The organism is Micrococcus sp. SL257, from assembly GCF_026625585.1.
GTDB classification, from domain to species: Bacteria; Actinomycetota; Actinomycetes; order Actinomycetales; family Micrococcaceae; genus Micrococcus; species Micrococcus luteus.
On sequence record NZ_CP113053.1, the window covers coordinates 2374832 to 2386223 of the forward strand.

The 11392-nt window shown below is 74.5% G+C and carries 10 protein-coding genes and 1 tRNA gene; all 11 read right to left on the bottom strand.

Translation table 11 applies throughout. The annotated features are described in order from the left end of the window. Positions 1-92 precede the first annotated feature (92 nt). The 11 genes from OVA32_RS11020 to OVA32_RS11075 all read right to left on the bottom strand — a co-directional run bounded on the left by OVA32_RS11020 (position 93) and on the right by OVA32_RS11075 (position 11391). Positions 93-968: a Bax inhibitor-1/YccA family membrane protein gene (locus tag OVA32_RS11020; RefSeq protein ID WP_036384970.1), complete on the bottom strand. Its 876-nt coding sequence runs from the start codon at positions 966-968 to the stop codon at positions 93-95. A gap of 184 nt (positions 969-1152) precedes the next feature. Then, positions 1153-1229 (bottom strand) — tRNA-Leu (locus OVA32_RS11025). Positions 1230-1320: 91 nt separating this feature from the next. Further along, positions 1321-2736, bottom strand: a complete 1416-nt coding sequence (locus OVA32_RS11030; RefSeq protein WP_101967357.1) for an NAD(P)/FAD-dependent oxidoreductase — start codon at positions 2734-2736, stop codon at positions 1321-1323. Positions 2737-2789: 53 nt separating this feature from the next. After that, positions 2790-4388, bottom strand: a complete 1599-nt coding sequence (locus OVA32_RS11665) for a DUF501 domain-containing protein (RefSeq protein ID WP_095353414.1) — start codon at positions 4386-4388, stop codon at positions 2790-2792. 50 nt (positions 4389-4438) lie between these two features. Further along, the gene (locus OVA32_RS11045) at positions 4439-5257 is read right to left on the bottom strand and encodes an FtsB family cell division protein (RefSeq protein ID WP_095353413.1); all 819 of its coding nucleotides are present in this window, start codon (positions 5255-5257) and stop codon (positions 4439-4441) included. A 136-nt stretch (positions 5258-5393) separates the two neighbouring features. Continuing rightward, a complete protein-coding gene (gene eno / locus OVA32_RS11050) occupies positions 5394-6671 on the bottom strand; it encodes a phosphopyruvate hydratase (protein ID WP_095353412.1) in 1278 nt (425 codons plus the stop codon). A 177-nt stretch (positions 6672-6848) separates the two neighbouring features. After that, positions 6849-7655: a MazG nucleotide pyrophosphohydrolase domain-containing protein gene (locus OVA32_RS11055; RefSeq protein WP_002856555.1), complete on the bottom strand. Its 807-nt coding sequence runs from the start codon at positions 7653-7655 to the stop codon at positions 6849-6851. A gap of 7 nt (positions 7656-7662) precedes the next feature. Further along, positions 7663-8874, bottom strand: a complete 1212-nt coding sequence (locus OVA32_RS11060; RefSeq protein ID WP_002856556.1) for an adenosine deaminase — start codon at positions 8872-8874, stop codon at positions 7663-7665. 24 nt (positions 8875-8898) lie between these two features. Further along, positions 8899-9546: a DedA family protein gene (locus OVA32_RS11065; protein WP_002856558.1), complete on the bottom strand. Its 648-nt coding sequence runs from the start codon at positions 9544-9546 to the stop codon at positions 8899-8901. A 4-nt stretch (positions 9547-9550) separates the two neighbouring features. Next, entirely contained in the window at positions 9551-10885 is a 1335-nt protein-coding gene (locus OVA32_RS11070) for a thymidine phosphorylase (protein ID WP_002856560.1), read from the bottom strand. 74 nt (positions 10886-10959) lie between these two features. After that, complete coding sequence (locus OVA32_RS11075) at positions 10960-11391, bottom strand: cytidine deaminase (protein WP_002856562.1); 432 nt, start codon at positions 11389-11391, stop codon at positions 10960-10962. Between the last annotated feature and the right edge of the window lies 1 nt (position 11392).

The following is an 11392-nucleotide window of genomic DNA, read 5'->3' on the forward strand; positions in this document are numbered from 1 at the left end:
CCTCAATCTACGCCCTCGCGGACGCAGACCGCCCCGGCCCTGTGCAGGACCGGGGCGGCGGTGCGGGTCTCCGTGCGGGGACGGGGCGCCGGTCAGTCGTTGCCGCGCAGGATGGCGACGATGCGCAGGATCTCGATGTACAGCCAGATCAGGGTCACGGTCAGGCCGAAGGCCACGGACCAGGAGTACTTCTGCGGGGCGCCGTTCTTCACGCCCACGGCGGCCATCTCGAAGTCCATCGTCAGCGAGTACGCGGCGAGCAGCACGGCGATCGCGCCGATGATCAGGCCCAGGCCGCCCTCACGCATGTTGCCGATGCCGGTCCAGGTGAGGACCAGGTTGACGAGCATGAAGACGAGGTAGCCGATCATGGCGCCCATGACGATCTTCGTCATGCGCGGGGTCGGGCGGAACTTGCCCGAGGTGTAGAGCGCCAGCATCACCGCGAACACGGAGAAGGTGCCGAGCACGGCCTGCACCACGATGCCCGGGTAGGCGCCCTCGAAGAACGCCGAGATGCCGCCCAGGAACAGGCCCTGCGCCACGGCGTAGGCCATGATCAGCACGGGCGAGGGCTCGCGCTTGAACGCGTTGACCAGGCCCAGCACGAGGCCGGCGATCGCGCCGATGATCATCAGGCCCGGCGAGAACCAGCCCACGGCGCCCGCCACCACGACGAGCACGAGCATCAGGCCGGTCTTGCCGACGACGTCGTTGAAGGTCATCCGGCCGGTCTGCTCCGGGCCGGCGGAGGGCGCGCGGAAGGCGTCCTCCATGGACTGCTGGTGCGCGTACTGCTGGGCCGCCTGGCCGGCGCCGAACGCCTGGGCCTGGCCGTACGGGCTCTGCTGCTGGCCGTACGGGGACTGCGCGGACTGCTGCCCGCCCTGGTACCAACCGGGCTGCGCCTGTCCGCCGCCCTGCATCTGCTGCTGGAAGTTCTGAGAGTTCATGACCGGATTCGCCACGGCTCACTCCTTCGGGTCGAGTCGGCCCGGTCGCACGCCGCCGCAGTGAGCCGCGTTCGTGCCCCGGGGTTCAGCACGATCCTATCGGGAGGTCTGTGTCCGCGCGCGGGGTCGGAGCGTGGATCCGCGCCGGTTCACCGGCTGTTCACGGTGGGCGCAGAAGCGAGGCGCGCGGGGAGACGCGTGGTGCCCCCGGCGGGACTCGAACCCGCAACACGCCGATTTTAAGTCGGCCGCCTCTGCCAGTTGGGCCACGGGGGCGTGGCGGGCCCGTGGACGCGGGCCCGGGTGCGGACGACGCCGGCCCCGCCCGATGCGCTCGGACGGGGCCGGCGGCCCGCTGGCTGCGGGATCAGCCCTTCGAGGACTCGAGGGCCCGCTGCCGCTCGAAGCGGCCGGGCTCGAGCTCGACGCCCGCGGCGCGGCGGAACGGGTTGAACGGGGTGTCCAGGCCCGCCACCGAGGTGGAGTCACGGCCGAACAGGGTCTCGGCGACCCAGCCGGACAGGATGCGGAACTTCCGCTCCAGGGTGGGCATCGCGTAGCCGTGGTAGCCGCGGTGGGCCAGGAACGCCGGGATGCCGGCGATCTTGGTGCCCAGCGGGTTGCCCACGCCGCGGCCGAAGCCCAGCCCCGCCACGGTGCCCAGGGACTTGTGCACGTACTCCTGCACCTCGCCCTCGCCGTGGCGCACGGCCATGTAGTTGGCGGCCAGACGCTTGGCCTGACGGATGGCGTGCTGGGCGTTCGGGACGCAGAAGCCGCCCGGGCCGGCCCCGGTCAGGTCCGGCACGGCGGAGACGTCGCCGCAGGCCCACGCACCCTCGAGCGCGCCGGCCTCGCCGTCCTTGATCTGCAGGGTGGGGGTGGCCTCCACGCGGCCGCGGTCGTCCACCGGGAAGTCGGTGCTCTTGACCACGGAGTTGGCCACCACGCCGGCGCACCACACGAGGGTGTCCGCCGCGAAGGTCTCCGCCTCCTCCTTGGAGGGCATGGCCACGAGCTTCATGACGCCGTCCGTGGCGTCGCCCAGCGAGGTGTTGAGCAGGACCTCGATGCCGCGGTCCTTCAGGTGCCCCACCACGCCCTGGGCCTGCTCCTCGGAGACCTCGGGCATGATGCGGCCCATGGCCTCGACGAGGACGATCCGGATCTCCGACTGGGAGAGGCGCTCGTTGCGCTCCACGGCGTTGCGGATGAGGTTCTCCATCTCCGCGATGGCCTCGATCCCGGCGAAGCCGCCGCCCACCACCACGAAGGTCAGGGCACGCTTGCGCTCCTCGGCGTCCGTCATCAGGGAACCGGCGTCCAGGCGCTCCAGGATCTGGTTGCGCAGCTGGACGGCCTCCTCGACCGAGCGCAGACCGATGCCCTGCTCGCCCAGACCCGGGATCGGGAACACGCGGGTCACGGCGCCCGCGGTCATCACGATGTCCTGGTACGGGATCTCGAACTCGTCGCCGCCCTCGCCGCGCACCACGGCGGTGCGGCCGGCGTGGTCCACGGACACGACGGCGCCGCGGACGACCTCGGCGTCCTTGAGGTGCGTCTGCAGGTCCACGTTCACGTGGCGGCCCTCGATGTGGCCGCCCACGACCTCGGGCAGGAACGGGTAGTACGTCATGTACGGGCGGGGGTCGACGACGGTCACGACGCCGCCGCGCTCGGCGACCTTCTTCTGCAGCTCGCGGGCGACATGGAACCCGGCGTAGCCGCCGCCGACGATCAGCAGGCGCGGCTTGGGAGACAGTTCAGGGGTGAGAGACATACCGCCAGTCTACGCACGCACGGGCCCGGCCCCTCCACTCTCCGCCGTCGTGGTCAGGACCGCAGCGAGAGCACGATCCCGTCCAGGATGTCGTGCTCGCTCGCCCAGGCCTCGGTGACGCCCGCGACCTCGGCCACCCGCTCCAGGACGGTGCTCCACAGCAGCGCGCCCGCGCCGATCACGTCCACCCGTCCCGGGTGCATGAACCCCCGCTCGGCGCGTTCGGCCCGGGTCGCCGCCACGAGGCCCTCCGCCGCCGCGCGGAACTCGGCGATCGGCAGGCGCGCACCGTGGATGGCCTCGGGCTCGTACGTGCTGAGCCCGAGGGCCTCGGCGGTCACGGTGGTCACCGAGCCGGCCACGCCGACCACGCGCGCCACGCGTTCCAGCGGCAGGCGGGCGGCGGCGTCGTCGAGGAGACGGAGCGCGTCTGCGCGGGCCGCGGTGACCTCATCCGACGTCGGGGGGTCGGAGCGCAGATGACGCTCGGTGAACCGCACGCAGCCCATGTCCAGGCTGACCGCGCCCACGACCTCGCCCGCGGGCGTGCCGACGACCAGCTCGGTGGAGCCGCCGCCGAGGTCCACGACGAGCACGAGGTCCTCCGGGCCCAGGTCCGCGGTCTCGACGGCGGAGACGGCGCCCGCGAAGGACAGGCCGGCCTCCTCGGCGCCCGAGACGACCTCCGGCTCGACGCCGAGCCGCTCCCGGACGCCGTCGACGAACGCGGCCCGGTTGGAGACGTCCCGGCTGGCGGAGGTGGCCACGAACCGGACCCGGCCGGCGTGGTGGCGCTGGACCAGGCGGGCGTACTCGTCGACCGCCGCGAAGGTGCGCTCCAGCGCGGCGTCGGAGAACGCGCCGGTGGCGTCCACGCCCTCGCCCAGGCGCACCACGCGCATCTCGCGCACGACGTCGGCCAGCGGCGCCGCCGGGTCGGCCCCGGCGCCGGTGGTCTCGTCCGTCCCGGCCGGCCGGGAGATCAGCAGGCGGATGGAGTTCGTGCCGCAGTCCACGCCGGCCACCGTCACCTCCTTCAGCGCGGCGACGCGCTCGAGGTGCTTCACGTGCCGGGAGAGGTCCTTCGTGGGCACCGCCGCGGCCTCGTCCCACGCGCCCTCGCACGCGCAGACCTCGGGCGTCCACCACGGGGCCACCAGGGCGATCGCCTCGTCCCCGAGCGGGTTCACCCCCGGCCCGGCCGCGAGCGCGTGGCCCACGAGGGCGTGCAGGCACTTCACGCGCTCGGGCATGCCGCCGGCCGAGACCCCGGCGATCTCCGGGACGGGCCCCGTGCCGGCCTCGGCCCCGACCCGGTCCCGCTCGGCGATGTAGGCCTCGTGCGCCGCGCGGTGCGCGGCCGCGAGCGCGGGGTCCTGGGCGAGGCGGTCGTTCATGCGCGCCATCTCCCCGTCCGCCTCCACGCGCGAGACCGCCGCCGTCAGCACGGGGTGGGTCAGGTAGAAGGTCGTGGGGAACGGGATGCCGTTGGAGAGCCGCGGCGCGGTGGTGGCCACGAGGGGGTTGCCGCACACGCAGCGGGCGCCGATCTCCACGACGTCCCGGACCGGGCGGCCGAGCTGGCGGGACAGGGTGTCCAGGTCCTTCTCGGTGACGGTGCGGTCCTGGGCGGGGCGGGGGCTGACGGTCATGGTGTCCTCGGGGGTGCGGGGGTGGTGCGGGCGGGGGCGGGACGCGGGGCTCACTCGAGCCCGGCGCGGACGGCCGAGTCCCACAGGCCCTCGGCCCACGGCAGGCGGGTGTTGACGACCTCGTCCGCGCCGGCGGCGGGCGTGTCCTCGGTCTCGGTCGCGGTGTCGGTCTCGGAGGGCCGCCCCGTCACGGAGTACAGGGTCTCCCCCGGCATGACCAGCTCGAGACGCTCACGCGCCTGCTGGGTCACGTAGGCGGGATCGTCCCACAGCTGGATCCGCCGTTCGTAGTCCTCGCGCTGGGCCTGCATGGTGGCGATCTCCTCGCGCGCGGCCGAGATCTCCAGCTGCTGGTTCAGGAACGCGCGCAGCGTGGGCGCCACCAGGACGGCGGCCACCAGCAGCACGGCGACGACGATGAGCGAGCGGCCCGTGATCTGCCGGGCCGGCACCGGCTCCGGCAGCGGGGCCCGACGGCGGGCGGCCGTGGCGGCGGCGGATGCGGCGCGGCGGGGGGCGGGCCGGGGCCGACGCCCGGCCGGGCGGGCCGGAGCCGTCCGGCGCGGGGGTGCCGACGGGGACGCGGGGGCGGCGGTGTCCCCGGCGGGGGCCGTGTCGGCCCGGTCCGCGTCCGGGTGCCCGTCCAGGTGTCCGGGGTGACCGGCCTGGCGGCGCTCCTGGACGCTCTGCAGGTCGATGACCTCGGCGTCCGTCGCCGCGGGCGCCGGCGTGGGGGCCGCAGGGGTCGGCGTGGGCGTGTCCGCCTCCGGGAAGGCCGTCGTCGGGGCCGCCGGGGCCGCGACGGCGGTCCGGCGCGGGGCGCCCGTCGTCGGGTCGACACGGGGCACGCGGGGGCGGCGCGGACTCATCGCGGACTCCTTCGGACGCGTGGCGGGGACCCTCCCAGCCTACTGCCCGCCCCTGACAGGATCCTGGTCGCGCCGGGACGGGCGCGGGCCCGCCCGGAGGGATCCGGGCGGGCCCGCGCGTCGTCGTCGGGGACGGTCAGCCGCGGAAGCGCGGGAAGGCGGAGCGGCCCGCGTAGACGGCGGCGTCGTCCAGGTCCTCCTCGATGCGCAGCAGCTGGTTGTACTTGGCCACGCGGTCCGAGCGGGCCGGGGCGCCGGTCTTGATCTGGCCGGCGTTGGTGGCCACCGCGAGGTCCGCGATGAACGTGTCTTCGGTCTCGCCCGAGCGGTGCGAGATCATGCAGTGGAACATGTGGCGCTGGGCCAGGGCGATCGCGTCGAAGGTCTCGGTCAGGGAGCCGATCTGGTTGACCTTCACGAGCAGGGCGTTGCCGGCCTTCTCGTCGATGCCGCGCTGCAGCCGCTCCACGTTGGTGACGAACAGGTCGTCGCCCACCAGCTGGACGCGATCGCCCAGCTGCGCGGTCAGGTGCTGCCAGCCGTCCCAGTCGTCCTCGTCGAGCGGGTCCTCGATGGAGACGATCGGGTAGTTGTCCACCAGCTCGGTGTAGTAGGCGGCCATCTCCTCGGCGGAGCGCTGCTGGCCCTCGAAGGTGTAGGAGCCGTTGTCGAAGAACTCGGAGGAGGCGACGTCCAGCGCCAGCGCGATGTCCTCGCCCAGGCGGTAGCCGGCCTTCGTCACGGCCTCGGCGATGAGGTCCAGGGCGGCGCGGTTGGACTCCAGGGACGGGGCGAACCCGCCCTCGTCGCCCAGGCCGGTGGACAGGCCCTTCTCCTGCAGCACGGTCTTCAGGGCGTGGTAGACCTCGGTGCCCCAGCGCAGGGCCTCGCGGAAGGACGGGGCGCCGATCGGGGCGATCATGAACTCCTGGATGTCCACGTTGGAGTCCGCGTGGGCGCCGCCGTTGAGGATGTTCATCATCGGCACGGGCAACACGTGGGCGTTCGGGCCGCCCAGGTACTTGTAGAGCATGAGGTCGGAGGCCTGCGCGGCGGCCACGGCGACGGCCATCGACACGCCCAGGATCGCGTTCGCGCCCAGCTTGCCCTTGTTGGGGGTGCCGTCCAGGTCCCGCATCGCGCGGTCCACGGCGCGCTGGTCCGCGGCGAACTCGCCCTCGAGCTCCTCCGCGATGCCCTCGACCGCGGCGACGGCGTCCAGCACGCCCTTCCCGCCGTAGCGCTTCTTGTCCCCGTCACGGCGCTCGACCGCCTCGAACTCGCCGGTGGACGCGCCCGAGGGCACGGCCGCGCGGCCCAGGGAGCCGTCGGTGAGCAGGACCTCCACCTCGACGGTGGGGTTGCCGCGCGAGTCGAGGATCTCGCGAGCGTGGATGGCGTCGATCAGGGCCATGGACGGGTCTCCTTCAATCGAAGTCGGAAGTCGTGCCCGCGGCGTGGACACGGCCTCAGCCTAGCGGGGACCTCCGGTTCCGGTCGGCCGCGCGCCGGCGACAAGACCGCCGTTCCCCCCTGCTGCGATGTCGCTGGGGCGCGGTCGGGACTGCGGCCGGGCCGGAGCGGCGTCGCGTCAGCCGGACGGGCGCAGCGCCGCCCAGTCCCCGGCACGCACCCGGGCCACCGTGGCGCGCAGGGCCCGTTCGGGGTCCAGCCCCGCCGCCCGGGCCCGGCGCACCAGCGTGAACAGCTCCGCCCCGAGCGCGGCCTCGTCCGGCCACCCCGCCGCCGGGCGCTCCCCCGCCTCGGCGGCCGGCGCGGGGACGTGCGCGGCGAGCGGGTCCGGCTCCTGCCGAGCCGCGCGGTCCACCACCTTCGCGGCGGCGGCCAGCGCCGGCAGCCGGGCCGGGATGTCGCCGACGTCGAGGCCCGGGCCGGTGCCGCCGTCGTCGTGGGCCGGGGCGGCGGGCGAGAGCCCCGCGGCCGCCCGCTCCCGCGCCTTGACCCGCTCCCAGGCCAGTTCGACGGCCTCGGCCGTGACGGCGGCGAGCTCCTCGGCCGGGCGCAGGCCGCCCTCGGGGGTGAGCACGAGCGGGTTGCGCCGGATCATCTTGGCCGTGAGGGCGTCGGCGGCGTCGTCCAGGCGGAACCCGGCCGACTCCGCCGGGGCGCCCGGCGCCCGGGAGACGGCGGCGTGCAGGACCACCTGGAACAGGACGTCCCCGAGCTCGGCGGCCAGGGCGGGGTACGCGCCGTCGGCCCGACGCGCGGGCACGTCGGCCCACGCGGCGGCGTCGCGGGACTCGATCTCCGCCACCGCCTCGTACGCCTCCTCCACGAGGTACTCGGCGAGGTCGGCGTGCGTGAGCGCGGCCGTCCAGGGGCAGTGGTCGCGCAGGGCCTCGACCACCGCCACCAGACGGTCCACACTCGCGCTCACGGGAGGATCAGTCGTCCTCGTCCTCGTCGTCCAGCTCCTCGAGGACCGGGCCCACGGCGTCGCCGGAGATGACCTCGCCCCAGCCGGCCACGAGGATCTCGGCGAGGTCCTCGCGCTCGTCCACGGACAGGAAGGCCGCCTCGGCGGCGTTGAGCTGCAGGTCCAGCAGTTCGGAGAGCGAGTAGCCGAAGGTCTCGGCGAGCAGGTAGAGCTCGTCGGTCAGGGACACGTCCGAGACGAGCCGGTTGTCCGTGTTCACGGTGACGCGGAAGCCGAGCTGCACGAGCAGGTCGATGGGATGGCCCGCGATGCCCGCCGCGGCGTCCACCGCGCCGGTCTGCAGGTTCGAGGACGGGCAGACCTCCAGGGCGATCTGCCGGTCCCGCACCCACGCGGCGGTCTCGCCCAGGTCCACGAGGCCGGTCAGCTCGTCCAGCTGCTCGCCGTCCTCGTCCACGCCGCCGTACTCCACCGAGATGTCCTCGGCCAGGCGCACGCCGTGGCCCAGACGCAGGGCGCGGCCGTCCACGAGGGCCGAGCGGACGGAGTCCAGGCCGTCGCCCTCGCCCGCGTGCACGGTGACGGGCAGGTGGTGGGCGGCCAGCCACGTGAAGGTGTCGGCGAAGCGGGAGGGCGGGAACCCGGCCTCGGCACCCGCGATGTCGAAGCCCACGACGCCGGCCTCGCGGTGGCGCACGGCCAGCTCGGCGATCTCCTGGGCCCGGTCGGCGTGCCGCATCGCGGTGACCAGCTGTCCCACGCGGATCACGTGGCCCGCGGCGTCGGCGGCCTCGACCGCCTCGTCCAGACCGGCCTGCACGGCCTCGACGGCCTCGTCCAGGGTCAGCCCGCCGGCCAGGTGCTGCTCGGGGGCCCAGCGGATCTCGCCGTAGACGACGCCGTCGGCGACCAGGTCCTCGACGAACTCGCGGGCCACGCGGCGCAGCTGCTCGCGGGTCTGCATCACGGCGGTGGTCAGGGCGAAGACCTGCAGGTACTTCTCGAGGGACTCGCCGTTGGCGTGCTCGGCGATCCACTCGGCCAGGCCCTCGACGGTGTCCGCGGGGACCTCGACGCCGGCCTCGCGGGCCAGGTCGAGGACGGTGCCCACGCGCAGGCCGCCGTCGAGGTGGTCGTGGAGGGAGACCTTGGGCAGGACGGCCAGGTCGACCTCGAGCGGGGAGGGGGATGCGGTGTCCGGAAGCTGCGTCGTCGTCACGGGCGTCACTCTACGGCAGGGCGCTCAGCGCAGGGCCTCCTGCTCGGCCAGGGTGAGGCCCTTCACCCCGGAGCCCAGCCGGCGGCGCAGCAGGGCCTTGAGCAGACGGTCCAGCAGCAGGCCCACGAGCGCGGCACCCGTCACGGAGACGGCGATCTGCAGCACCGGATTCTCCAGCCAGCCCGCGGTCAGGCGCGCGATCATGATCGAGTACGCGGCCCAGCTGGCCGTGGAGAGCAGGTCCAGCGCCACGAACCGCACCGGCGGATAGCGGGTGGCGCCGGCCGTGAGGTTCAGGGCCACGCGGCCGCCGGGGATGAACCGGGCGGTGAACAGCAGCAGCGCGCCGTGGCTGTGCAGGTGGTGCCGGGCGACCTCGACCGTGGCCCGCACCCGCCGCAGCCGCATCCACCGGAACCGCTCCACGCCCACGGCACGGCCGATCGCGTACGCGGCCACGTCCCCCAGGAACGCGCCCGCGAAGCCGACCCCCCACAGCGCCCACAGGGAGAACGGGTGCCCGTCGCGGACGATCGCGCCGAGGGCCACCAGCACCGACTCCGACGGGAAGATCGGCACGATTCCGTCGAGCAGGCACAGCAGCAGCGTCAGCGGCAGGACCCACCACTGCGCGGAGGCGTGGAGGATCGCCTCCTCGAGCCACGCGAGCATCCGGTCAGCCGATCCGGTCCAGGATCACGGAGCGCTCGCGCAGGGTCCGGGCGTCGACGTCGTCGAGCTCGCCGACGGCCCACCCGCCGGCGAGCGCGGCCCTCGCCCGCTCGAAGCGCTCCGGCGTGTCCGTGTGCAGGGTCAGCACCTTCTGACCCTGGGCCACGCGCTCACCGGGGCGCACGTGCACCTCGACGCCGGCCGCGGCCTGGACGGCCTGGCCCTGCCGCTCCCGTCCGGCGCCGAGGCGCCACGCGGCCAGGCCCACGGCCATCGCGTCCAGCTCGGTGAGGACGCCGTCCGTCTCCGCGACGACGTCCTCGGTGTGGGCCGCCGTCGGGAGGGCCGCGCGGGGGTCGCCTCCCTGGGCCTCGATCATCCGGTTCCACACGTCCATCGCCCGGCCGTTGGCCAGGTGCTCGGCCGGGTCCACGTCCGTGACCCCGGCGCCGGCGAGCATCGCGGCGGCGAGCGCCACGGTGAGCTCCACGACGTCGGCCGGGCCGCCGCCGGCGAGCACCTCCACCGACTCGCGGACCTCGAGGGCGTTGCCGGCCGTCCGGCCCAGGGGCACGGACATGTCCGTGAGCAGCGCCGAGGTGTCCACCCCGGCGTCCCGGCCGAGGTCCACCATGGTCCGGGCCAGCTCGCGGGCGGACGCCTCGTCCTTCATGAACGCGCCCGAGCCGCACTTGACGTCCAGCACGAGGGCGCCGGTGCCCTCGGCGATCTTCTTGGACATGATCGAGGAGGCGATCAGCGGGATGGCCTCCACCGTGCCGGTGACGTCGCGCAGGGCGTACAGGCGCTTGTCCGCCGGGGCCAGGCCCGAGCCGGCCGCGCAGATCACGGCGCCCACCTCGGAGAGCTGGCGCAGCATCGCCTCGTTGCTGAGGTCGGCCCGCCACCCGGGGATCGCCTCGAGCTTGTCCAGGGTGCCGCCGGTGTGGCCGAGGCCGCGGCCGGACAGCTGCGGCACGGCCACCCCGAAGGAGGCCACGAGGGGGGCCAGCGGCAGGGTGATCTTGTCCCCCACGCCGCCGGTGGAGTGCTTGTCCGCGGTGGCCAGGGGGCGGCCGTCCGGGGTGGTGAGCCCGCCGAAGTCCATGCGCTCGCCCGAGGCGATCATCGCGTCCGTCCAGCGGGCGATCTCGGCGCGGTCCATGCCGTTGAGCAGGATCGCCATGGCCAGGGCGGACATCTGCTCGTCCGCCACCACGCCACGGGTGTACGCGTCCACCACCCAGTCGATCTGCTCGGGGGACAGCGTCCCCCGGTCCCGCTTGGTGCGGATCACCTCGACGGCGTCGAAGGGCTCGGCCTGCGGCTGCGCGGTCATGGGGGTCTCCTCGGGGGACGGCTGCGACGGTCAGCCTCCGACTCTAGCGAGCGGGCCCGGGAGCGCGCCGCGGGTCAGGGACGGTCCGCCCGCTCCAGGTCGGCCGGGCCGAAGGCGTCCGGGAGCACCGCGTCGATCCCCCGCTCCCCCGCCGGGGTGAGCAGCACGAGCCCGGGGGCGCGGAACTCGTACAGCAGCTGGCGGCAGCGGCCGCAGGGCATGGTGAGCACGCCGTCGCCGTCCACGCAGACGAACGCGGCGAGTCGGCCGCCCCCGCCCATGCGCAGGTCGGCCAGCAGCGCGCACTCGGCGCACAGCGTCAGCCCGTAGGACGCGTTCTCGATGTTGCAGCCCGAGACGAGGCGGCCGTCGTCGGTGAGCGCGGCGGCGCCCACCCGGAACCCCGAGTAGGGCACGTAGGCGTGCTCCGTGGCGGCCAGGGCCGCGGCCCGCAGCCGGTCCCAGTCCACGCGCGGCGCCGTCGTCGTGTGCTGCCCGTCCGCCACG

Coding starts and splice junctions, on each gene's coding strand:
- OVA32_RS11065 (WP_002856558.1), bottom strand. CDS start 9,546: ATGCTCGCGTGGCTCGAGGAGGCGATCCTCCACGCCTCCGCGCAGTGG.
- OVA32_RS11070 (WP_002856560.1), bottom strand. CDS start 10,885: ATGACCGCGCAGCCGCAGGCCGAGCCCTTCGACGCCGTCGAGGTGATC.
- OVA32_RS11045 (WP_095353413.1), bottom strand. CDS start 5,257: ATGAGTCCGCGCCGCCCCCGCGTGCCCCGTGTCGACCCGACGACGGGC.
- eno (WP_095353412.1), bottom strand. CDS start 6,671: ATGGCCCTGATCGACGCCATCCACGCTCGCGAGATCCTCGACTCGCGC.
- OVA32_RS11030 (WP_101967357.1), bottom strand. CDS start 2,736: ATGTCTCTCACCCCTGAACTGTCTCCCAAGCCGCGCCTGCTGATCGTC.
- OVA32_RS11665 (WP_095353414.1), bottom strand. CDS start 4,388: ATGACCGTCAGCCCCCGCCCCGCCCAGGACCGCACCGTCACCGAGAAG.